Origin of the sequence: Billgrantia gudaonensis (genome assembly GCF_900100195.1) — a bacterium.
GTDB lineage: Bacteria > Pseudomonadota > Gammaproteobacteria > Pseudomonadales > Halomonadaceae > Halomonas > Halomonas gudaonensis.
The window spans coordinates 310,856-333,350 of the sequence record NZ_FNES01000002.1; the positions used below are offsets into that span (position 1 = coordinate 310,856).

Consider the following 22,495-nt stretch of genomic DNA (forward strand, 5'->3'; position numbering starts at 1 on the left):
TGCTTCGTCGAGCACGCCTCAGGTGGCCCGAGCGAGCCAGCGCAGTGCGACCCTGCGGGCGTGCGACAGCTCGCGGCAGTACGTCAGCCGGCCGGCGGCCTTGCGGATGCCCGCCCGGCGCAGCTTGACGAGGATTCGCGTCGGCAGACCGACCAGCACCAGTGCGATCCCTTCGCGGTGCATCTCGTCGATCAGGGCCTCGAGCGCCACGATCGCCGTGCCATCCATGCTCGGCACGTCATGCATGTCGAGGATGACGACCCGTACCCGACGATCCACGAGATGCAGCGACGTGAGTGCTTTCTCGGCAGCGCCGAAGAACAGCGGACCATTGATGTCGTAGAGGGCGATCTCGTCGGGCAGCCCATCGAGGCTGGGGGCTCCTGAGTCGATGCGCTGGGTCTGCGTCAGCAGTGACATGCGCCGGATGAACAGCGCAGCGGCCAGCCCGATGCCGACGGCCACCGCCAACACCATGTCGAAGAGTACGGTCAGGGTGAAGCAGGTCACCAGGATGGCGACGTCGCCCGGCGGTGCCGAGCGCAGCGTGTGCAGGAAGTGGCGTGCCTCGCTCATGTTCCAGGCGACGATGAACAGCAGGGCCGCCAGCGCGGCCATCGGCACCAGTCCCAGCAGGCCCGCCAGGGCGACCACTGCCAGCAGCACGACCAGCGCGTGCACCACTGCTGCGATCGGCGAACGGGCACCGCTGCGGATGTTGGTGGCGGTGCGGGCGATGGCGGCCGTGGCGGTGATGCCGCCGAACAGTGGTGCCACGATGTTGCCGAGCCCCTGGCCGATCAGTTCGGCGTTGGGGTCATGTCGGGTCCGGGTCAGTCCGTCCGAGACGACGGCGCACAGCAGCGACTCGATCGCCCCCAGCATGGCGATGGCGAATGCCGGGCCGAGCAGCGCGCGAACCAGCCCGAAGTTCAGCGTCAGGGGCTCGCCGTCCGCGCCCGGAAACCGCCAAGGCGCGGCGAAGCTCGGTGCGATCGGTGGGATGCCCGCCCCCGTCTCGCCATGAACCTCCCAACTGAAACGCGAGGCAATGGTTTCCACCGCATTGCCCGTGGCCGGATCGCCGAACATCCGGTTGATCGCGTAGACGACGACCGCTCCGGCGACCAGCCCGACCAGAGGAGCCGGCACCGGCACGCGCAGGCGCGGCCACAGCAGCATGACGCCCAGCGTGAAAATTCCGACTCCCAGCTCGAACGGATCCAGGCTGGGCAAGGAAACGGCGATCCGGCCCAGGTTGTCGATGAAATGCTCGCCGAGTTGCCCGACTTCCAGGCCCAGGAAGTCGGGCACTTGCAGCACTGCGATCACCACTGCGATTCCCGCCGTGAAGCCCAGCACCACGGGATAGGGCACGTACTGGATGAGGCGCCCCATGCCAGCGATGCCGAGAACCACCAGGATCAGGCCGGCCATCATCGTGGCGATCAGCAGACCGCCCAGCCCGTACTGTTGGACGATGGGGAAGAGTATGACGACGAAGGCCGCCGTGGGGCCCGAAACATTGAAACGCGAACCGCCAGTCAGGGCGATGATGGCCCCGGCGACGATCGCCGTGTAGAGCCCATGCTGCGGGGGAACGCCAGTGGCGATGGCCAATGCCATGGAAAGCGGCACGGCCACGGTGCCAATGGTCAGGCCGGCCAGGATGTCGTGGCGCAGGTCGGCAAGGCCGTAGCCTTCTCGCAACGCGGCGCGCAGGCCGGAGGCGATGCTGGGAAGGGAGAGCGACGGCCGATGGCGTGCCATGGGCTGGATCCTCGTCAGGTACGCCCAACGCCGCGATCGAGCCGATGGCGCATGCCGGGCGAGAGTCGTATCGTATGCAAATCACATTAACATGTCGTTTGCATTGTCGACAAACCCCCCACCGTTGTTCATGTCAGTGCCAGGTATTAACATTCAATGTTAATAATGGCGGGAGACATGCGATGGAAAAGAAGACGGCACGTTTGACCCTGTTGATCGACCCCCACAAGAAGCGCGCCTTCGAGCAACTCTGCGCCGCTCAGGACCTGACCCCGTCTCAGGTGGTACGCCAGATGATTCGCGAGTACCTCCGCGATCACGGCGTGGAGTACGAGACGGGTACCGATTCGAACCCGAGGGCCTCCATGGAGCGGAAATGAGGCATCACCAGCCGGGCTGACGCGAAGGGCGCGTCGTCGGGGGCTGTTGTGTTGTGTGTCGTTCGTCTGTTGGGGGCAATGGCCGAAGCTCAGGGCGCAGGGCCGGCGGCGCCCAGAAAGCGTTCGCGCCAGTAGGCCAGGGTCAGCGAGGTACGCTCCACCCGGCGGCCGCGTCCGGGGGCATGGATCATCTCGCCGTTGCCCAGGTAGATCCCTACGTGGCTGGCCTTGTCGCCACGGCCGGTGGCGAAGAACAGCAGGTCGCCGGGGCGCGCCGAGTCGACCGAAGGCAAGGCCTCGAACTGCTGCGCGGCAGTACGCGGCACCTCGATGCCGGCGCGCGAGTGCGTCATCTGCACCAGGCCCGAGCAGTCCAGGCCGCGTGGGTCGCTGCCGCCCGGCCGGTACGGCGTACCCAGTGCCCGCTTCGCCTCGGCCAGGATCAGCGCCCGCTCCATGCTCAGACCCTCGGCATCGCGGGTGGAGAGTTCACGGCTGGCGCAGCCCGAGAGCGCCAGCACGGCAAGCCAGACCACCAACATCAGCCGAGCGGTCCGGCAGGGTACGACGCTGTGGTGAAGGGGTGATGAGCGCTGAGGCGTCATGACGGTTCTCACGAGACGATAGCGACCCTTTCACACTGTACGCCGCCGCGCCCCCGGTTGCCCAGCACCGCCGGCGCTGGGTCTGATCGTCAGGCGAAGGCGTAGACGTCCATGGCCAGTACGCCGTGCTCGACGCTGTGGTGGCGCCGCTCGGCCCGGCCGCCTGCCCCTAGTGCCACCAGCAGCGGCTGGAAGTGTTCCGGGGTGGGATGATTGCGCCTGGCCTGAGGCGCGGTTTGCCAGTCGAGCAGCGCGGCCCGGTCGTTCTCCAAGAGGCGGGCGTGAACCCAGTCGGCGAACTCGCCCACCCAGGCCGGCATGGCGGCGTCCGGGGCCTGCAGCTCGCCCAGGTTGTGGGTCAGGCTACCCGAGCCGATCACCAGCACGTTCTCATCACGTAGCGCCGCCAGCTTTTCGCCAAGCTCCATCAGGGCCTGATTCGACCAGGTCAGCGGCAGCGACAGCGAGACTACCGGCACCTCGGCGTTGGGAAACATCAGCGACAGCGGGACCCAGGCGCCATGGTCGAGGCCGCGCTCGGTGGGCACGGCGTTGAGCGCCCGGGCCAGGCGCATCGCCAATTCCGGCTCGCCGGGAGCCGGGTACTGGATCTCGAAGAGCTCCTGGGGAAAGCCGCCGAAGTCATGAATCGTCTCGGGACGCGCGCTCGTGCTGATCGCGAGGCGGTCGGTGGTCCAGTGGGCCGACACCACCACCACGGCCTCGGGGGCCAGGGCCTGGCCGAGTTCACGCAGGAATTCGTGGGCCGGCGTCTCGGTCAGGGCCAGCATGGGCGAGCCGTGGGAAATGAACAGGCTGGGCTGCATGGCGGATCTCCTGGGACATGGGCACGCTTGGCCGGATGAGCAGGCGTCGTATGACCTTAGACAGCTCGAGCGAAGTGGCGGCTCAGCGTCAAGATACCGCTCATCGGCCTGGCCTGCACCATCAGAATCAGAACGCCGGGAGTTGGCGACTCCGTCACGGTGGTGTGCTCATCTCGCCGCGTAGCGGGCGGGACAGGGCGTCGCGCAGCACCTGGCCGCGCTTTGCGCGGCCTAACAGCACCTCCAGCTTGGTGATCGCCGCTTCGGGGGTGATGTCGTGCCCGGCGATGATGCCGATGTCGTTGAGTCGCCCGCCGCTGGCGTAGGCGCCCTGCTGCACGGAGCCCTGCCTGCATTGAGTCACGTTGACGATGGCCAGGCCGCGTTCGACGGCTTGGCGCAGGCAAGCGAGCAGCTGACCGTCGAGTCCCGGCGGGTTGCCCATGCCGTAAGTCAGCAGCACCAGACCCTGCAGCTGCGGATCGTCGAGTTGCCGGGCGACCTGCCCCGCTGCCAGCCCAGGGTGGCAGTGCAACACGCCGACACGGCCCGCTTCGAAGGCGGCCGGGGTCAGGTTGGGGGCGCCAGCCGGCAGCGCGGGTAGCTCGGCGAGGCGCAGCGTGATGCCCGCCTCGCCGAGCCAGGGCGCGTTGGGCGAGTCGAAGGCGTCCAGGCCCTGGGTGCGACATTTGCGTGCGCGGTTGCCGCGCAGCAGGCGGTCATGGAAGGCGATGCACACCTCGCGGGGAGCGCATGGGTGCCCGGCCGCCTGCAGGGCCAGGAGCACGTTGTTCAGGGCGTCGCTGCGCGGCTCGCCCAGCGGGATTTGGGCGCCGGTGAGCACCACCGGCTTGTCCAGGGCGTCGAGCAGGAAGGAGAGTGCGGCGGCAGTGTAGGCCAGGGTGTCAGTGCCGTGCAGGATCACGAAGCCGTCGTAGCTCGACCATGCCGCGGACAGAGCGTCGATCAGCCGGTTCCAGGCCGCGGGCTCCAGGTCGGCGCTGTCGATCGGCGGGTTCAGGGCCAGCAGGTCATGGTTGGGTAGGCGATCTGACGGCTGGGCCGCCAGCACCGCCTGCAGCCTCTCGGCGAAATGCGGCGAGGGCACGTAGCCCCCCGACGAGGGTTCCATGCCCAGGGTGCCGCCAGTGTAGAGGACCAACAGGCGCGCCATGCTCACGCCTTGGTTGTTGAAGGAGCGGGTTGGGCCTTGGCGCCGCTGGCCCGCAGACGTTCCCGGTCCTCCGGTTCGAGTTCCCAAGCCTGCGGATAGAGGTTCAGGTCGGGATGCTGGCTGGCGTCGAAGATCGGCTGAGAGACGCCCTGGCGGCGCTGATCGTCATAGTCCTTGAGGATGCGAAGGCCCTTCTTGAACAGCAGGATCAGTGCGACCAGGTTGGTCACCGCCAGCAGGCCCATGGTCACGTCGGCGAAGCCGAATGCCGTGCCCAGGTCGGTGGTGGCGCCCCAGCACACCAGCAGGACGATGGCTACGCGGAAGGCGTTGAACAGGTTCTGATTGTTGCGGCTGAAGAAATTCAGGCTGTTCTCGCCCAGGTAGTAGTTGTAGAGGATGGTGCTGAAGGCGAACAGCAGCAACGCTACGCTGACGAAGGAGCGGCCCCACTCGCCGACGTGATCGGCCAGCGCCGCCTGGGTGAGGGCGATGCCCTCGACGTTGCCTCCGGCTCCCGGGTCATAAACGCCGCTGAGCAGAATCAAGAAGGCGGTGGATGAGCAGATGATGACTGTGTCGATGAACACCGAGAAGGCCTGCACGATGCCCTGGTTGGCCGGGTGCGGAACATAAGCCACGGCGGCCACGTTCGGTGCGCTGCCGAGGCCGGCCTCGTTGGAGAACAGCCCGCGTTTGAGGCCCATCATGATGGCCGCGCCGATGCCGCCACCGATGGCCGGCTCGAGACCGAAGGCGCTCTTGACGATCAGGGTCACGATCTCGGGCACGCGGTCGATATTCATGCCGACGACGATCAGCGCGATCAGCAGGTAGCCCACGGCCATGAAAGGTACCAGCACTTCCGAGATGCGGGCGATTCGCTTGATGCCGCCGAAGATGATCAGGCCAACCAGCATGGCCAGGGCGATGCCGCTGTAAAAGACCGGCACGCCGAAGGCGTCGTTGAAGGAGGTCGAGACGGCGTAGGACTGCAGAGCGGTGAAGGCGAAACCGAAAGTCAGCAGCAGCAACGCGGAGTAGAAACCGGCCAGCCAGCGCCAGTTGCGGCCCAGGCCCTTGACGATGTAATAGGCTGGGCCACCGCGATAGGTGCCGTCATCTTGAGGCTGTTTGAAGGTTTGAGCCAGGGTGCATTCCAGGAAGCTCGTGGCCATGCCCATCACCCCGACCAGCCACATCCAGAATACCGCTCCCGGGCCGCCCAGGGTGATGGCCACGGCGACGCCGGCGATGTTGCCGCCGCCTACACGCCCGGCCACGGACAGTACCAGTGCCTGGAAACTGCTGAGGTGTCCATGCTTGTCATGGCGGAAGGCCTGGCGAGAACCGAGGATCTGGAACATGCGGCCGAAGTAGCGAAACTGGACGAAACGCGAGGCAATGGTGAAACCGATGCCCACGGCGACCAGCAGAACGAGAAGCACTTTGCCCCAAAGAAGTTCATTGAGCAGATCGAGCATGATGGGTCTCCGCTGTTGTCTTGTTGGTAGCGCTTGGCCATTGAAGCAGCTGATCTGGCGGTGGAAACTTGGCGCACTGGCGCACAGCGGTGCATACTTGGCGCACTCGGAGTGCACCAGTCTGCACCATCTAGCCCGGTTCAGTGGCCTGGAGCCAGCGGCATGCAAGACGATTTCGTAGCCAATCTGCGCCTGCTGTGTGGGTATTACCCCTCCATTGCCGAGGTTTGCCGGCGGCTAGATATCAACCGAGCCCAGTTCAATCGCTACCTCAGCGGACGCCACCGTCCGCGCCACGTCGCCCTGCAGCGCATTTGCGACTTGTTCGGTGTCGAGTCGCACGAACTCGACCTGCCCCATGCGGAGTTTCGCACTCTGGTTCAGGCCGGCCGCCATGCTCGCTCGGCGGCGTTTGGGCTGCCCACGGAATGGCCGAGCGAATTGCTGTCCCGAGGGCAGGAGGGGATGGCGCGATACCTCGGGTGCTACTTCGAGTATTACCACTCGATGTCCCAGCCCGGTTGGCTGATCCGCACGCTGGTCTGTCTGGAAGCTCGTGAGCAGGGTGTGGTCTACCAGCGTACCGAACGCATGCGGGTACGCTCCGGTGCTCGCACTTGCCACAACCGTTACCATGGTCTTGCCGTCCGTTTGGCAGATCGCCTCTTTCTGGTCGATCATGAAACGCTCAACGGCAACGAAGTGACCCAAACCATCCTGTTTCCCAGCTTCCAGAGCCAGGTGCATCGTCTGACCGGTTTGAAGCTTGGAGTCGCTGACAACAGCGAACGCATGCCCTGCTGCGTTCGTGTCGTCTACGAGCGCCTGGGAGAAAGGATGAGCGTGCGACGCGCGCTCTCGCAATGCGGTTTGGTGGCACCTGACGATCCCACGCTCGACCCTGAACTCCGCGACCGTCTACGCAACGACATCGCCCCGGGCGAGCAGCACTTCCGCGCGCGGCATTGAGCCGGTGCGCTCGCCTCAATACCCGGTCATTTCCAGATAGCCTTCGCCCAGCGCCTCGCCGCTTTCGCGGTCGGTCACCGTCACCTCGCCTTCCCAGTAGGGCACGGAAGTGCTCATCCAACGTTGGCTATGAGGCGCCTGGACGACCACGTCGACGCCCTGGGCCGGTATCTCGATACGCCAGCGGGTGGGCAGCTCGCGCCCCTCGACCTTGGCGGTGGCCAGCGGCGTGAGGGCGAGCGCGTCCGGAGCGAGCGGCGTGGTCGTGCCGTCGGCAGCGACCCAGGTGCCCGAGCGGTAGTCGCTGCCGGCCTCACCGCCGCCACGTAGCTGAAAGGCCATCAGCTTGTGGCCGTCGTCGAGATGCAGCGAGAACCAGTCCCAGCCCTGCTGGCGCTCATTGAGCAGTTGACTGCTCCACTCGCGGTCGAGCCACGCCCGGCCGTGCACCGTGCGGGTCTCGCCGTCCAGCGTCATCTCGCCATCGACCCGCCAGAACGGCTGGCTATAGTACATCGAGCCAGAGGAGATCGAGCCCTGGCCGCCGGCAGCCTTCTGGCTGAAGCCGCCGTCGCCGTGCAGCACCAGTGGACCCTCGGCGGTCAGCGTCAGGTCATAGCCGAAGCCGCCACGCTCGTCGTCCTGGTGAGCGGTGAGCGTGAGCCGCTCGAAGCCATCCGCTTGGGGCGTTTCGCTTCGTGCGCGTAACTCCCAGTCGTCGAGCCAGGCCCGGAAGGGGCTGGACCGCACGCCGGCCTGGCCGTCACCGCGAGCCGAATGGCTGCGCGCGAAGCGCTCCGCCACCCGATGGGTGCCGCCCTGCGACACTGCAAGGTGCGCCATCCACAGCTGGTCGGCCGCCCAGGGTGTGGGCTTCGGGCGCACATCGGGCGGCACCAGCGCCTGGCGGAACAGCGTCCACTGGGCACCCAGGGACTCGCCCGCTTCATCCTCCAGGTTGGCGGTGAGATACCACCACTCGATGCGGTAATCGGGGTGCGGGCCATGGTCGTCGGGGAAGTGCAGTGGCGTGCCGGGGCGGGCCTGGGCGAAGTCGCCGGCGGCCTCGCCCAGGCCGGCAAAACCGGCGTCCAGGTCGGCCTTTCGGTCGGTATCGCAGCCGCCCAGCCACAGCGCGGCCAGCAGGGCGCAGAGGAGGGCCAGGGCCAGGAGACGCCAGCTCATGGGCATTCCTCCTCGGCGAGCAGGGCGCGAGGCGGCGTGCGCCACAGCCGCAGGGCCGGCAGGGCGGCGGCGGCGAGCGCGACGCCCACGGCGGTGGCGAGCGTCAGCGCCATCTCGCCAGGAAAGAGGTGCAGCGGCAGCCGCCAGCCGAAGGCGGCGACGTTGATCACTGCCACCAGCCCCAGGGCCAGCAGGCTGCCGAGCGGCAACGCGAGCAGGCCGGTGGCGAGTGCCGCCCCGCCGAGTTGAGCGAGCTGCACCGCCGCCAGGCGTGCCCGCGGCACTCCCAGCGCCCACATCGGCGCCAACTGTCGGCGGCGCTGCCTTGCCTGGGCGAGCAGGCTGGCCAGCAGCGCCAAGGCGGCCACGGCCAGGGTCAGGGCGCTCAGCGCGCGAGTGATGGTGAAAGTGCGCTCGAAGATCGTCACTGCCAGCCGCTTCACCTCGCGTTGGTCGACCAGTGCATCGCGGCCGAACGCGAAGCGCTCGCGCAGGGCATTGTCCAGCGCCTCGCCGCTCGCCCCCGCGGTAAGCACGATGCCGATGGAGCTCGCCTCGCCGCCGAAGCGCGCGGCGAGTTGCGGCGTGGCGAGCAGCACCTCGCCGCGGGTGTTGCCGTAGTCGGGGTAGACCGCTGCCACGACGAGCGTCGCGCGGCGCCCTCCGGCGTTCACAACGATCTCGTCGCCCGGGGCCAGCCTTGCGGCAATGGCCAGCTGCTCGTTGACGAAGGCCGCCCCCTCGCGAAAGGCCTGCCAGGCAGCGTCGCGGCCGGCCTGGGTTTCGAGCAGCGGCCAGTGGGGAGTTAGCGCCGCCCCGGGGGTGATGCCGTAGAGACTCACCGGCCGGTCGAGCGGGCGAGCGGTGCCATCGCGCTCGGCCTCGCGCAGGGTTCCTTCGGCATGGCGGGTGGGCAGCGTCTCGGCCACCTCGGCGCGTTCGTCGAGCCAGGCCTCGAGCGTGGCGAAGCGTTCCGGCGGTGGGCGCAGGTAGAGATCGGCGACCAGGCGCTGGTCGAGCCAGTCGAGGAAGGTGAGGCGAAAGCCCCCCACCATGCTGCCGATGCCCAGGTTGGAGGAAAGCGCGATGAGCAGTGCCATCATGGCCAGTGAGAGTCGCGGCAACTGAAGCTGCAGGTCGGCGCATGCCCACTGCGCCAGCGGCCGGTGACGGAGCAGCCGGGCCAGGCCGGCGATCAGCAGCCCCAGCAGCGGTGGCAGCCACAGGGCGCTGGCCAGCAGCAGCGCGGCGATCAGCGCGAAGCTGGCGATGAGCCCCTCGCCGGATGGTTGACGGCTGAGCCAGATCCACAGCGCGAGCCCCGCCACGGCAACCAGCGCCCCGGCCAGCGCCAGGCTGCGCAGCTGGCGCACGAAGCCCGCACGCCACGCCTGGGCCTGACCGAGGCCCAGTATGCTGAGCCGTGCCGCTCGCCACAGCACGCCGCTGCCGGCGAGGAAGAGCCCGCCGAGGGTCACGCCCAGCCCACCCAGCCAGTAGTGCCAGGGGAGCCGTAGCTCGGCGGCGACCTGGGCTCCGTAGAGGCTCTCCAGGGTGGCGGCCACGTCGGGCAGCAGCAGCCGGGCCAACCACACCCCGCTGACGATGCCGGCAAGCGCTCCCAGCGCACCGAGCAGCACCAGCTCGAGTGCCAGCAGCCCCACCAACTGGCGAGCGGAGACGCCGAGTGCACGCAGCGTGCGCAGCAGCCCCAGGCGCTGCTCCAGCGCCAGGCCCAGCGCCGCCTGGACGATGAACAGCCCCACTACCAGTGCCAGCAGCGCCATGGCGGTGAGGTTGAGGTGGAAGCTCCCGGTGAGCTGGCCCGGTTCGAGCCGAGTGTCGGCGCGGGTCAGCAGGAAGCCGGATGGTGCCTCGTGCAGGGCCCCCGGCGCCGCGACCAGTCGGCTGAGCGTTTCGCCGTGCTCGAGAAGCCTCGCCGCCGCAGCGATGTCCATGACCAGGGTGTCAGGCGGCAGTCTCGACACCAGAGCCAGCGGTGGCAGGCGCCGGCCGTCGGCCAGTCGCGGTTCGGCACCAGAGGCTTCGCTGGCACTCTGGCCCAGCGCAGCGAGGCTATCCGGGGCGAGTCGGGTTTGCCAGGGCGGGGTGAGAAAGCCGCTGAGCTCACCGCGGTTGCCGGCGGTGGCGAAGGCGCTGTCGCCGGTCAGGGTGAGTGGGTCGATACCGATCAGCGTCAGGCGCGAGCCGTCCGGCGTCTTCACCTCGCCTTCGAGCAGCGGCGAGACGGGCAGCCCGGCGCGGCGCAGGCGCAGGAAGTCGTCGCGGGTCAGGGGTTCGCCGTCGCGTCGCTCCAGGCGATCCAGACCGGTGGCGAACAGCGCTTCGGCGCGGGCGTAGCTGTCGCGGGCCGAGGCGTTGATCGCCTGCACGCCGCTCCACAGCGCGCTGGCCACCCACAGGCCGAGCAGCAGCAGGACCAGCTGACCGGGATGGCGGCGGTAGTGGGAGAGCAGCGTTGCCAGCGCAGTGAGCATTACTTGGCAGGCTCCGTGAGCGTTGCTGGCCCTAGCCGCCCATGGGTCAGGCGCAGGCAGCGGTCGAGCGGGGCCGCGACGCGGGGACTGTGGGTGACCACCAGCAGGGCGCTGTCGGCTTCGCTCACCAGCTCGCGCAGCAGGGCGAGCACGGCGTCGGCGGTGGTTTCGTCGAGGTTGCCGGTAGGCTCGTCGGCGAGCAGCAACGACGGGCGCGGTGCCAGGGCGCGACCGATGGCCAGGCGTTGCTGCTGGCCGCCGGAGAGTTGCTCCGGGTAGCGCGTCTCGAGTCCCGCCAACCCCAGGCGCTGCAGGAGATACGTCGACCAGTCAGGGCGTTCGCGTCCGGCCAGGCGCGCCTGCAGGCGCAGATTGTCGGCCACGTTCAGGCTCGGCACCAGGTGGAACTGCTGGAACACCAGCCCCAGGGTGTCGCGGCGCAGCCGCGCCCGGGCGGGTTCGCCGAGCGAGGAGATCGCCTGGCCGGCGAGCCGAACCTCGCCATCATCGGGCAGGTCGAGCCCCGCGGCCAGGTGCAGCAGGGTCGACTTGCCGCTGCCCGATTCGCCCATCAGCGCCAGGCTTTCGCCGCGGCCGAGCGACATATCGACGCCCCGTAGCACCGGCAGCGGCCCTTGAGGCGTGGCGTAGGCCTTGCGGACCTGACGGAATTCCAGCATGACGGGTGTCCTTCAGATGCCGAGGGCGCGGCGCATCACCCCCTGCTTGGCGATGCCGAGACGCTCCCCGACTCCCAGGCCGGCAGAGCCGGCCTGGCGCAGCGGCGCCGGGCCGGTGAAGAGCCGGTGGAAGGTCTCCATGGCGGCCATCATCGCCAGGGTCTGGGGGCGGCGGATGCGGGCATAGGCGGCCAATGCCTGTCGGCTGCCCGGATCCTCGCCAGCGGCATGGGCGGCGGTCACCTGCCTGGCCAGCTCGGCGGCGTCCTGCAAGCCGAGATTGAGCCCCTGGCCGGCCAGCGGATGGATGACGTGGGCGGCATCGCCGACCAGGGCGAGGCGGCGGCGCGTGTAGCGCTCGGCGTGGCGGCGGCGAATGGCAAAGCTGGCGCGCCCGAGCACGGCGTCGATGCCGCCCAGGCGGGCAGGAAACGCCGCTTCGACGGCCTGACGCAGCGATTCGTCATCCAGCGCTTCGCGCTCGCGCGTGGTCGCGTCGGTGTCGTACCACACCAGCGAAGCGTGGGGGCCGGGCAGCGGCAGCATGGCCTGGGGCCCGGTGGGTGTGAAGCGCTGCCAGCTCACGTCCTGCTGGGGCCGGCAGGTGCGGACGTTGACGATCAGTGCCCGCTGCCGGTAATCCGCATCCCGGGTGGCGATGCCAGCCAGCTTGCGGGTACGCGACCCGGCCCCGTCGGCGCCGACCACCAGCCGAGCGGCCTGCAGGCGACCGTCTTCGAGTTCGACCAGTGCGTGCTGTCCACCGCGGATCAGTGCAGTGGGGCTGGCATGGCATAGCGTCGTGACGCTGGGCAGCTCGGCCAGGCGCTGCCACAGGGCGCGGCGAATCATCCGGTTCTCGACGAAGTGGCCGAAATCGGCGAGCCCCAGATCGGCGGCGCTGAAGCGGATATGACGACGCTCGGCAGCGTCGCTGGCCTCGATGTGACGGAAGGGACAGCGGCGCGTCTCGGGAATGAAGGGCCAGGCGCCCACGCTTTCCAGTAGCCGCTGCGAGGCCAGATTCAGCGACGAGACGCGCAGGTCGAAGGGCTCGCCGTCGGCGATGGGCGCCGGTGGGGCGCCGCCCTCGATCAGCGTCACCGTCATGCCCACCTGGCCCAGCGCCGCTGCCACGGCCGCCCCGACCATGCCGCCGCCGATGATGATCGCGTCCTGCGTCTCGTCCATGCGTGTCTCCTGGTGGGTGCGTCACGCCATCAGGATACCGCGTCAGGGGGCTGGCAGTGGAGAGTGTCGGCCATGCTCAGGCGAAGAGGCGCTCGAATTCCGTCGAAAAGTCCTGGGAGGCGGGCGAAATATCGAGGAGGTCATGACACAGGGCTATCAACTGCCGGGCTGCCCGGAAGAGCATGGCCGTCTGTTGATGCAGCAAGTTGAAGTGCTCGGCGATCTCCGGGTATTCGGTATCGTAGTCATGGGCTGCCATGTTGCGCACCGTGCGACAGCGCTGCCAGCCTTCCAAGGAATCGATGACGCCTTGCTTCTCGAAGAATGCGAGCACCTTCAGGAAACTGTCGGTGGACTCGCCCATCAGCAAGGCGGTATGGCGCATGGCCGATGCAAGGGTGTCTTGCAGCTTGGCAAAGCGCTCGTTGATGGCGGCCAGGGTTTCGAAGAGATCGACATCCTTCTTGTGTCTGGCCAGCCAGTCGGCGTCAATGGGCCAGTCGAGCTTGCGCTCCGACTCATGAAGGAACCAGGCACAGCGCTGAATCGCTTCCAGAAGCCTTGCCAGATGGCGCTGTTGTTCCTCGAGTACGTCGGATGTCATGCGGCATCGTCCAGCGAGTGGGCCTGGGCCAAGGCAATGGCCTGGAATGGCGTGGGCGGGCTGTCCTGTACGTAGTTGAGGATATCCACAGGCATGGAGAGGGCCTCTTCGAGACTTTCCTTGAGCTCGGCGCGCTGCAGGCGCGACATCCTGTGTGGCGTGATGATTAGCAGATCCAGGTCTCCGCCCCGCCGGCTGTCATCCAGCCGGGAACCGAACAGACGTACCTCGGCCTCGGTGCCGGCAATGCGGTGTGAAACGGTGAGCACTGTGGAGATCTGATGAGACGTCAAACGCATGCCGATGACTCCAATGGTGGCATGCTGAGTCTAGCATTCCTTCGCCTGAGCGTCTGAGGCGGGGGCGACGGCTTTTTATCAAGACCAAGGGATGCTATCCGGCATCCCTCGGCGGTACCTTCAGGCTAGGCGGTCAGTGCTCATGGTCATCGTGATCATGACTGTGGTCGTGGTCGTGACCATGATCGTCATGGCCATGATCGTCATCGCGGCCGTCATGCCCCGGCTCGGCCAGGGCGTCGTGCAGGGTTCGGGCGTTGTGGCGCATCATGCCGAGGTAAGTGCTCGCCTCGCCCTCGACGGCCAGGGCGTCGGCATACAGCGTGCCGGCGATGGAGAGCCCCGTCTCCTCGGCGAGCTGCTCGATGATCGCCGGGCTGGTCATGTTCTCGTGGAACAGCGCGTGCACGTTCTCTTCGCGGATCACGTCGATCAGCCGCGCCATGTCGGCAGCGCTGGGCTCGGCCTCGCTGGACAGCCCCACCGGCGACAAGAAGCGCAGGCCGTAGGCGCTGGCGAAGTAGCCGAAGGAGTCGTGGCCGGTGATCACGCTGGTGCCGGTGGGAATCTCGGCCAGCCACTCGCGAATCTCGGCGTCGGTGGCCTCGAGCTCACCGATATAGCGCTTGGCGTTCTCGCGGTAGCTGGCTTCGTTGGCTGGGTCGGCCTCGATCAGGCCGTCGCGGATGTTGCTCACGTAGACGACGCCTTGACTCAGATCCTGCCAGCCGTGGGGATCCTGGTCGCCATGCGCGTGGTCGTCATGCGCGTCCGAGTCGGCGTGATCGTCATGGCCGTGCCCATGGTCATCGTGGCCATGGTCGTCATGACCGGCAACGTCCAGCGGTTCGATGCCGTCGCTTGCGGTCACCCGGGGACCGGCATAGTCGCTGGAATCGATCAGCCGCTCCATCCAGCCTTCGAAACGCAGGCCGTTGAACACCACCAGGTCGGCCTCGGCCAGGGCGCGTGCATCGCGGGGGCTGGGCGAGTAGACATGGGTGTCGCTGTCGGGGCCGACCAGCGAGGTCACGCTGACTCGATCGCCGCCGACCTGCTCGACCATGTCGCCGAGAATGCTGAAGCTGGTGACCACCTGGAGGCGTTCTTCGGCCAGGGCGCTGGGCAGCGCCAGCAGCGTCGAGGCGCCGAAGGCCAGGGCGGCGAGGGTGACAGTGCGCATGCGTGGACTCCTTGCAGAGATCGTCAGTGGGGTTCCGGGGCGCCCAACGGTGCCGCACGGCGGCGCAGGCGTGCAGTGAGGCTGTGGTGCCGGCCGAAGAGGGCCGAGGCCAGGTAGCCGACGCCGGCGAACAGGATGATCGCAGGGCCGGAGGGGATGCTCAGGTGATAGGAGAGCAGCAGACCGCAGACGTTCGCTGCCATGCCGATGCCGATGCCGATGCCGATCAAGCCCTCCAGGCGCTGGCTCCAGAAGCGTGCCGTGGTGGCCGGCAGCATCATCAGTCCCACCGCCATCAGCGTGCCCAGCGTCTGGAAACCAGCGGTGAGGTTGAGCACCAGCAGGCCGAGGAAGATGCCGTGAACCAGGCTGGCGTGCACTCCCTGACCGCGCAGGAAGAGCGGGTCGAGGCTCTCCACCACCAGGGCGCGGAAGATCGTGGCCAGCGTGACCACGATCACGCTGCTGATGGCGGCGATCAGCAGCAGGGCGGTGGAATCGACCGCCAGCACCGAGCCGAACAGCACGTGGGTGAGGTCGACGCTGCTGCCGCCCAGCGAGACGAGCATCACTCCGGCGGCCAGCGAGATCAGAAAGAAGCTGGCCATGGCGGAGTCTTCGCGGTGGCCGGTCATCTGCGACACGCCTCCGGCGAGCATCGCCACCAGTAGGCCCGAGAGCACGCCGCCGAGACTCATCGCCGGCAGCGAGAAACCGGCGAGCAGAAAGCCCAGCGCCACGCCGGGCAGGATGGCATGAGCCATGGCGTCGCCGATCAGGCTCATGCCGCGCAGCATCAGGAAGACGCCCAGCGGCGGGGCGGCCAGCGACAGTGCCAAACCGGCGACCAGGGCGCGACGCATGAAGCCGTAATCGAAGGGAGCCAGAAGCCAGGCATCGAGCAGGGCTAGCATGCGCTCACCCCCGATAGGCCCAGCGACATGGGGGCCACCGGCGACGCCGGCCCGTGCCCCTTGAGTACCGCCTCGGTGGAGGTCCAGTGGGCGTGGCCGTGAGACAGTACCACCACCTCGTCGGCGAGACGGGCGAGCTGTTCGGTGTCGTGGAGCACCACGATGAGGGTCGCGCCGCTGTCGGCCATGTCGCGCAGCACCGTGGTCAGTACGTCGACAGTCTCGGCATCCACGTTGGCGAAGGGTTCGTCGAGCAGCAGCAGCTCGGCTTCCTGCATCAGGGTACGGCCGATCAGCGCGCGCTGGCGTTGCCCGCCGGAGAGTTCGCCCAGCGGCCGGTGTGCCAGGTGCGAGATGCCCAAGCGTGCCATGACCTCGCGCCCGCGCCGGTAATGGGCGGCGCAGTAGCCCTTGAGGGCGCCGTGGCTAGGCCAGCTGCCGGTCATCACCAGCTCCTCCACGCTCATCGGGAAGGTGAGGTCGAGTGCCAGCTGCTGGGGTAGCCAGGCCCGCCGCTCCTTGGACACGCGGCAGCGCACGCGGCCGGCGACCGGCTTGAGGAGGCCCATGATGCCCTGTATCAGGGTGCTTTTGCCCGTGCCGTTGGCGCCCACCAGAGCGGTGATGGCGCCGTCGCGAAAAGCGCCGTCGACATGCTGGAGCACGGTGCGATTGCCCTGGGCGAGCTGTAGGTCGTCCAGCTGCAGGCGCGGGCCCTCGGTGGGTGTCGCCATCAGCTCCACCATCCTGCAGCCCAGCTGACCGCCAGCCATAGGCCGGCCAACGGGGTAGCGACCAGCAGCAGCCGTCGCGTCGCGGAGAGCGACATCAGGGAGAAATGGCACGGCCCTTCCGGGCGGTGCCGATGTCGTTGGTGCGCCATGCTGACCTCCATCAATCTGCGCAGGAGGTTATAACATAACAAGCCATGAAATGACCATGCTCGTTTCAGGCGCTGGACAGCTTCCGCAGGGGCAGTCGAGAGGGCCTCGGCGGTGCCAACCATGCCGGATACTTGGCAGACGGCATGACGGCGAGATCGCCTCGGCCCTCCTGGTGGGGCAACGAAGGGGTCAGTCGTCGGCTGTCGCTGCCTCGCCTGCAGCGACCCACTCGTCGATGAGGTCGCGGTTTTCCTCGATCCAATGTCGAGCGCCGGCCACCGGGTCGTCGCGCTGCTCGATCTCGGCCATCAGGCCGCCGAGACTGTCGTCGTCCATTTCCCAGGCATCGAGGACGGCAGTGAGCCAGGGGTCGTCGCTGGCGAAATCCTTGCGCGAAAACCAGTAGATGGTTTCGCTCTCGCCGTAGACGCCCTTCGGGTCCTCGAGGTACTTCAGATCGTACTCGGCAAAGGCCCAGTGCGGGCTCCACAGGGTCACGACCAGCGGCTCCTCGCGGGAGATGGCGTCGTCCAGCGCGGCCATCATGGCCGGGTCGGAGCTGTTGACCTGTTCGAGCGGCAGGTCGTACTCCGCGATGGCGTCTTCCGTCAGCCCGGCGATGGCCGAGCCGGAGTCGATGCCGAGGATGGTCGGCCGACCCTGGTAGTCGAACTCGTCTGCGCTGTCGGCCAGCTCGGGAATGGTGTCGATGTCCACGTAGCTGGGGACGACCAGCCCCAGCCCCGTACCTTCGTACCAGCCGTCGTGAACGTCGATGCGCTCTTCATGGGGGGCCAGGAACTCGGCATCGGTGACGGGCAGCCAGATCTCGAGCGAGATATCGAAATCCGCATTGGCCAGGCCGCTGTAGATGACGCTCTTGCTGGCATCCTGCAGGCTGACGTCGTAGCCGTGCTCCTCTTCCAGGACCAGCTTCCACATGTTGGCCACGGCGACGTTCTCGGCCCAGTTGTTGGTGCCGATGGTCAGCTCGCGCTGCTCGGCCTGTACCGACGAGAAACCGCTGCCTGCCAGGGCGAGGCCGCCGACGATGCTCAGGGAAAGGGGGCGAATCATTGTCATGCGATCTCCTTGTTGTCACGGAAGTGGAAGGATGGGTCAGGGCGCCAGCAGCGCTTCCTCGAAGGGAAAGCGCGACAGCAGCCGGGTGCCGGTCTCGGTCACCAGCAACTGCTCCTCGAGCTTGACGCCCTCTCGGCCGCCTTCGGCGCCGATGTAGCTCTCCACGCAGAGGGTCATGCCGGGCTCGATCACGCCGTCGTAGCCGGCATCGGGGAAGTCGGTGCGGTGGTAGAGGTAGGGATACTCGCCGGTCATGCCGACGCCATGAGCGGACAGGTAGTAGCGGTTGGCATGGAAGCGTGCCGGTATGTCCCAGGCGCGTTCGGCGTATTCGCGAAAGCTCAGCCCCGGCTCGATGATGGCCATGTTGTGGTGCACCTGCTCGTGGGCCAGTCGGTAAAGCTCGCGTTGCGCGGGAGAGGGGCGTGCCGGGCCGACATGGAAAGTGCGCGAAAAATCCGAGTAGTAGCCGTAGCAGCCCACGACATCGGTATCCAGGGCTACCAGTTCATTGACCTCGAGAGGCTTGTCGGCGGTTTCCTGGAACCAGGGATTGGTGCGCTCGCCCGAATTGAGCAGCCGCGTTTCGCAGTAGTCGCCGTTGCGTTCGATGATGGTTTGGTGCAGCACCGACCACAGGGCATTCTCGGTGATGCCCGGACGAATCGCCTCGCGCAGGGCGGCCACGCCCGCCTCGGTGGCGCGCAGCGAGGCGACGGCACACTTGACCTCTTCAGCCGACTTGATGCTGCGGGCCAGCTCCAGAGGGTGCTGGGCATCCATCAGCGGAAAGCCCTCGGCGGCCAGGGCCAATGCGCTGCCGGCGTTCATGCGCTCCATGCCGACCGGTACGCCGGCACCGACCTCGGCGGTGATCAGGGCGGCCATCTCGCGGGCCCAGGCTTTTTCACGGGCCGCAATCTCGGGCCCGGCGGCGACGAAGCTGGCCGTCAGCGCGGGGCGAACCTCGTCGATGGTCTCTAGCCCGCGGGCCAGGTGCTCGCAGCCGGTGAACTCGAACAAGATGACGCGCTGCTCGGTGATCAGGCAGTAACGGGCAGGGGCGTTGCGGGCGCTGAACACCTGCATGTTGCGTGCCCCGGTGGCATAGCGAATGTTGATCGGGTCGGAGAGGATCACGGCACCGATGCCGAGGCCACGCATCTGCTCTCTCACCCTGGCCAGGCGGTAGCGACGCACCGCGACCAGGTCGATGGTGGAAGCGGGTTCCTCCACTTCCAGCGGGGTACGGTCGCTGCGTTCGGCGTGCCAATCGATCAAGGGCATAGGGACTCGCTGAAAAGGGCTTTCGATAAGCTGAGCTTTGAATTTGGCTGTTCCGTTAGTCTATGGGTCCCTAAGATGTCAGTGTATGGCTTACCTTGTTATCGAAACTAATAAGATAATCTGATGAAAAGCTTTCGCCACCGACTCCCGCCGCTGTACTCCCTGCTGGTTTTCGAGGCGGCCGCCCGCCAGCAGAACTTTTCGCGGGCGGCTCGCGAACTGCACGTCTCCCAGGCGGCCGTGAGTCAACAGGTCAGGGCACTGGAGGCCTATCTGGAAACGGCGCTGTTTCGCCGAGCGGGACGAGGGGTGGCATTGACCCGGCAAGGCGAACAGCTGCAGGAGAGGGTCAACGCCGCGCTCAGCTATCTGGTGGATGCCGTGCAAACCGTCAGCGCGCCGCAAGCCACTCTGGACCTCAGCCTGGCCGCCAATACCGCCGTATCGCATCTCTGGCTGAGCCCCGCCATGCATGCTTTCTGGCGTCGCCATCCGGCGGCGTCCATTCATTGCCGCCTGGTCACCAGCGATCACAGTAGCGATCTGGTTGCCGACGACATCGACATCGCCATCCTCTACGACAGCCCGCCCCGCCAGGATTGGGTATTGGTGCCGCTGTTCGAGGAGTGCCTGTTTCCCGTCGCAGCACCGGCTTACCTGGATCGGCACGGTCGTGATCTCGCGGGGCCCGAGGCATTGTTCGAGCATCGCTTGCTCGACTTCGAGCGCATCGAGCCCAACTGGGTCAACTGGGGCCGCTGGTTCGCCGCGATGGGCATGGAGGAGGCAGTGCCCGTGCGCGAAGCGGTATTCAACAGCTATTCCCTGCTGCTGGATGCCGCCGAGCACGGTCAGGGCGTGGCGCTGGGCACCCGCCACCTGGTCGATGCCCGCCTGGCGGCGGGCACCTTAGAGCGGTTGGGGCAGCATCAGGTGAGCACGGGGTGCCATTACTGGCTGGCCTGCCGGCGCCATCGTCAGGGCGACCCCGAGGTGGAGCGCTTCACCGCGTGGCTGTTGGGGTGGAATCCCTTGTCAGCGAAGCGGCCTGGTTCTTGATTATTTGAATGTTCATTCAAAATAAATCACCCTGGCCGTGTGACATTTCGATGACAACCAGTCATAAAAAAGGAGAAGCCCTGATGAACCAGCGAGTCCATCGTCTGGTACTGGCCGGCCTTCTGACCGGTATTCCCGTTGCCCAGGCCGATGTCAGCATCACCCGTGGCGCCACCGACATCCCCGATGGCGAAGCGCTGGCTGAGGAGGACCTGACCGTCGCCAACGACCGGTTGGCCTTCGCCATCGCCGTGGAGTCGCGTCCGCCCTGGGGGGTGCCGCGCGGCACCCTGGTGGACCTGGCCGCCGTGAAGGAGGGCGAGGTCGACCTGGATCGCATCGCCTTCGCCGATTTCATCCCCAACAACTGGTCCTCCTGGCCCAACGATGGCAAGGAGGTTGAGGTCGTCGAGGATTCTCCCGAGCGAGCCGTGGTGCGCATCCGTCGCAACTGGGCCGATGCCTGGGTGACCACCACCTACACCCTGGAAGCCGGTAGCGATCGCATCCATCTCGAGACCGAGCTCGAGAATGCCGGCGACGAGTCGCTGGACGCGATTCGCTCCGGCTTCACCCTGTGGCCGGATACCGGCTACCTGTTCGGCATTCCCGGTCTCGGCGATGCCAAGGAAACCACCGCCGAAGACGCGCTCAGCGATCGCATGGTGGCCTACGACCGCGACTGGGTATTCGCCCTGCATGCCCCCTACTTCGACCGCGTCAACTACGAAGGCCAGGACATGTATCGGGAGCACGACCTGGCCCCGGGCGAGTCGCGTACCTTCGAGGGCTGGCTGCAGGTGGTGCCCGACGGCGATCTGGCGCCGGTGGTGGCGGCCGAGGCCGAACGTCGCGGCGAGGACACCGGACGCCTCAGCGGCAGCCTGAGCAACGATCGGGGCGAGGCGCCGCCGGATGGCCTGGTGATGATCGAGAAGGAGGGCCACCCTTACGCCTGGACGCTGGCTGAGAAAGGCGAGTTCGCCATCGAGCTGCCTGCGGGTGAATACGACGCCTATGCCACGGCTCTGGGCCACGCCAATAGCGAGCCGGTAAGCCTGGAAGTCGGTGCGGACGACGAACGGACACTCGACTTCGACGGCCTGCAGGGCCCCGGTACGCTCAGCCTCGAGGTGCGCGAGGCCGGCAGCGGTGAGCCGCGCGATGCCCGTCTGGCGATCCTCGAGGGCCAGCAGCCACCGGTGGAGTTTCTCGGCAAGCAGACCTTCTTCACCGAGCTGGAGCCGGTGGGCCGTGCCGAACTGGCGCTGGCGCCCGGTGACTATCGGCTCAGTGTCGATGCCGGTGCCGGCTTCACCGCCGAGCAACAGGAACTCGAGGTGAGCCTGGCCTCCGGCGAGACGGTGGAAGAGAACTTGGAGATCGAGCGGCTCGCCGAGCCCAACGACGAAGCATGGTACGGCGGTGACCTGCACCACCACGCCAACATTCTGGAAGGTACCACGCCGCCGGAGATGGTAGTGCGCGCCCAACTGGCCACCGACCTCGACCTGACCTTCATCAGCGATCACGACTCCACGGTCAATCATGCGGAGTTCCAGGCGCTTTCCGAGCGGCGTGGCGTGCCCTTCATTCCCTCCGTCGAGGTGTCGCCCTCCTGGGGTCACATCAACCCCTTCCCCATCGATCTGGGCGGCGAACTCGAGGTGGATCCGGGTACCGACAGCGTGCAGGAGATTCTCGCCGATGCCCGGCGTCTCAACGCCGAGGTCATCCCCTTGAATCACCCGTTCAACGACTACGGCTACCTGCGCAACCTGGCCGGTGACAGCGTGCCCGGCGGTTTCACGGCAGGCTTCGACCTGCTCGAGCTCAACGCCGAGGTCGACAACGCGCCGACCCGTGCCACGGCCCACAACCTCTGGGACCAGGGGACGCGGATCTACTTTACTGCCGGCACCGATACCCACGATGCCTGGAACGACCTCACCGGTCGAATCCGTATGATGGCCCGGGTGCCCGGCGAGCTGACGCCACGCGCCTTCGCCCGGGCGATCAAGGATGGCCACGGCTACGCCACCCAGGGGCCGCTGCTCTATCCGCGCAACGGCCTGTTCGGCGACACCCTGCGCCTGACCGAGGGCGAAACCTTTGATTGGAAGCTCGACGCAGAGGCCGTGGACGGCCTGGCCGAGGCGCGGCTGATCGGCCCTGGCGGCGAGGTGCTGGAAAGCGTCGAGCTGGATGGGCGCCAAGCCGAGCTGACGCTGACGCTGGGCGAGGAAACCGAAGGCTGGGTCGCCGTGGAAGTCGACGACCGGGACGGCGACACCGCCTGGAGCAACCCGTTGTGGGTCGAGCGCGAAACGCCCGACGCCTACACGGCAGCCATCGGCGACTGAGCCGGCCTTTCAGGCGGCTCCAGGAAAGGGCCGCACCCCTCGGGGTGCGGCCTTCG

Annotated in this window: 21 protein-coding genes; 4 read left to right on the forward strand and 17 right to left on the reverse strand. The window is 67.3% G+C overall.

The features are described 5' to 3' along the window. Positions 1–18: 18 nt before the first annotated feature. Positions 19–1,770, reverse strand: a complete 1,752-nt coding sequence (gene dauA / locus BLP96_RS03535; RefSeq protein ID WP_089683124.1) for a C4-dicarboxylic acid transporter DauA — start codon at positions 1,768–1,770, stop codon at positions 19–21. 182 nt (positions 1,771–1,952) lie between these two features. Between dauA and BLP96_RS03540 the strand changes: the two genes are divergently transcribed. Beyond that, a complete protein-coding gene (locus BLP96_RS03540; RefSeq protein ID WP_089683126.1) occupies positions 1,953–2,150 on the forward strand; it encodes a CopG family transcriptional regulator in 198 nt (65 codons plus the stop codon). An 89-nt stretch (positions 2,151–2,239) separates the two neighbouring features. On the opposite strand, the gene BLP96_RS03545 is transcribed toward BLP96_RS03540, so the two are convergent. From BLP96_RS03545 to BLP96_RS03560, 4 genes are all read right to left on the reverse strand, one after another. After that, complete coding sequence (locus BLP96_RS03545; RefSeq protein WP_089683128.1) at positions 2,240–2,755, reverse strand: C40 family peptidase; 516 nt, start codon at positions 2,753–2,755, stop codon at positions 2,240–2,242. Positions 2,756–2,844: 89 nt separating this feature from the next. Continuing rightward, positions 2,845–3,582 (reverse strand): dioxygenase family protein, encoded by a 738-nt coding sequence (locus tag BLP96_RS03550; RefSeq protein ID WP_089683130.1) that lies wholly within the window; start codon positions 3,580–3,582, stop codon positions 2,845–2,847. Between the two features lie 154 nt (positions 3,583–3,736). Next, entirely contained in the window at positions 3,737–4,756 is a 1,020-nt protein-coding gene (locus tag BLP96_RS03555; RefSeq protein ID WP_089683132.1) for an asparaginase domain-containing protein, read from the reverse strand. A 2-nt stretch (positions 4,757–4,758) separates the two neighbouring features. After that, complete coding sequence (locus tag BLP96_RS03560; RefSeq protein ID WP_089683134.1) at positions 4,759–6,240, reverse strand: alanine/glycine:cation symporter family protein; 1,482 nt, start codon at positions 6,238–6,240, stop codon at positions 4,759–4,761. Positions 6,241–6,402: 162 nt separating this feature from the next. On the opposite strand from BLP96_RS03560, the gene BLP96_RS03565 reads away from it, so the two are divergent. Continuing rightward, positions 6,403–7,209: a helix-turn-helix domain-containing protein gene (locus BLP96_RS03565; RefSeq protein WP_089683136.1), complete on the forward strand. Its 807-nt coding sequence runs from the start codon at positions 6,403–6,405 to the stop codon at positions 7,207–7,209. A gap of 15 nt (positions 7,210–7,224) precedes the next feature. Here the strand turns inward: BLP96_RS03565 and BLP96_RS03570 are convergent, their stop codons facing one another. The 12 genes from BLP96_RS03570 to BLP96_RS03620 form a co-directional block, all read right to left on the reverse strand. After that, complete coding sequence (locus tag BLP96_RS03570) at positions 7,225–8,394, reverse strand: lipocalin-like domain-containing protein (RefSeq protein ID WP_089683138.1); 1,170 nt, start codon at positions 8,392–8,394, stop codon at positions 7,225–7,227. After that, a complete protein-coding gene (locus tag BLP96_RS03575; RefSeq protein WP_089683140.1) occupies positions 8,391–10,892 on the reverse strand; it encodes an FtsX-like permease family protein in 2,502 nt (833 codons plus the stop codon). The genes BLP96_RS03570 and BLP96_RS03575 overlap by 4 nt, the downstream gene beginning before the upstream one ends. Continuing rightward, a complete protein-coding gene (locus tag BLP96_RS03580) occupies positions 10,892–11,572 on the reverse strand; it encodes an ABC transporter ATP-binding protein (RefSeq protein WP_089683142.1) in 681 nt (226 codons plus the stop codon). The genes BLP96_RS03575 and BLP96_RS03580 overlap by 1 nt, the downstream gene beginning before the upstream one ends. Before the next feature lie 12 nt (positions 11,573–11,584). Beyond that, entirely contained in the window at positions 11,585–12,763 is a 1,179-nt protein-coding gene (locus tag BLP96_RS03585; RefSeq protein WP_089683144.1) for a UbiH/UbiF/VisC/COQ6 family ubiquinone biosynthesis hydroxylase, read from the reverse strand. 76 nt (positions 12,764–12,839) lie between these two features. Beyond that, positions 12,840–13,367: a hypothetical protein gene (locus BLP96_RS03590; RefSeq protein ID WP_089683145.1), complete on the reverse strand. Its 528-nt coding sequence runs from the start codon at positions 13,365–13,367 to the stop codon at positions 12,840–12,842. Then, complete coding sequence (locus BLP96_RS03595) at positions 13,364–13,666, reverse strand: nucleotidyltransferase family protein (RefSeq protein WP_089683147.1); 303 nt, start codon at positions 13,664–13,666, stop codon at positions 13,364–13,366. The genes BLP96_RS03590 and BLP96_RS03595 overlap by 4 nt, the downstream gene beginning before the upstream one ends. A 133-nt stretch (positions 13,667–13,799) precedes the next feature. Next, positions 13,800–14,849, reverse strand: a complete 1,050-nt coding sequence (locus BLP96_RS03600; RefSeq protein ID WP_089683149.1) for a metal ABC transporter solute-binding protein, Zn/Mn family — start codon at positions 14,847–14,849, stop codon at positions 13,800–13,802. A 23-nt stretch (positions 14,850–14,872) separates the two neighbouring features. Beyond that, entirely contained in the window at positions 14,873–15,763 is an 891-nt protein-coding gene (locus BLP96_RS03605; RefSeq protein ID WP_089683152.1) for a metal ABC transporter permease, read from the reverse strand. Beyond that, on the reverse strand, positions 15,757–16,497 hold the full coding sequence (locus BLP96_RS03610) for a metal ABC transporter ATP-binding protein (RefSeq protein WP_089683153.1): 741 nt from the start codon (positions 16,495–16,497) through the stop codon (positions 15,757–15,759). Before BLP96_RS03610 ends, BLP96_RS03605 begins: the two co-directional genes overlap by 7 nt. Beyond that, positions 16,497–16,646 carry a hypothetical protein gene (locus tag BLP96_RS20075; RefSeq protein ID WP_176761444.1) on the reverse strand — a complete coding sequence of 50 codons (150 nt, stop codon included), beginning with the start codon at positions 16,644–16,646 and terminating at the stop codon, positions 16,497–16,499. Before BLP96_RS20075 ends, BLP96_RS03610 begins: the two co-directional genes overlap by 1 nt. Positions 16,647–16,836: 190 nt before the next feature. Next, a complete protein-coding gene (locus BLP96_RS03615) occupies positions 16,837–17,730 on the reverse strand; it encodes a glycine betaine ABC transporter substrate-binding protein (RefSeq protein ID WP_340147949.1) in 894 nt (297 codons plus the stop codon). 36 nt (positions 17,731–17,766) lie between these two features. Beyond that, positions 17,767–19,017 (reverse strand): M24 family metallopeptidase, encoded by a 1,251-nt coding sequence (locus tag BLP96_RS03620; protein ID WP_089683156.1) that lies wholly within the window; start codon positions 19,015–19,017, stop codon positions 17,767–17,769. 123 nt (positions 19,018–19,140) lie between these two features. Between BLP96_RS03620 and BLP96_RS03625 the strand changes: the two genes are divergently transcribed. After that, positions 19,141–20,076 carry a LysR substrate-binding domain-containing protein gene (locus BLP96_RS03625; RefSeq protein WP_089683158.1) on the forward strand — a complete coding sequence of 312 codons (936 nt, stop codon included), beginning with the start codon at positions 19,141–19,143 and terminating at the stop codon, positions 20,074–20,076. A gap of 83 nt (positions 20,077–20,159) precedes the next feature. Next, on the forward strand, positions 20,160–22,439 hold the full coding sequence (locus tag BLP96_RS03630; protein WP_089683160.1) for a CehA/McbA family metallohydrolase: 2,280 nt from the start codon (positions 20,160–20,162) through the stop codon (positions 22,437–22,439). The last annotated feature ends 56 nt before the right edge of the window (positions 22,440–22,495 follow it).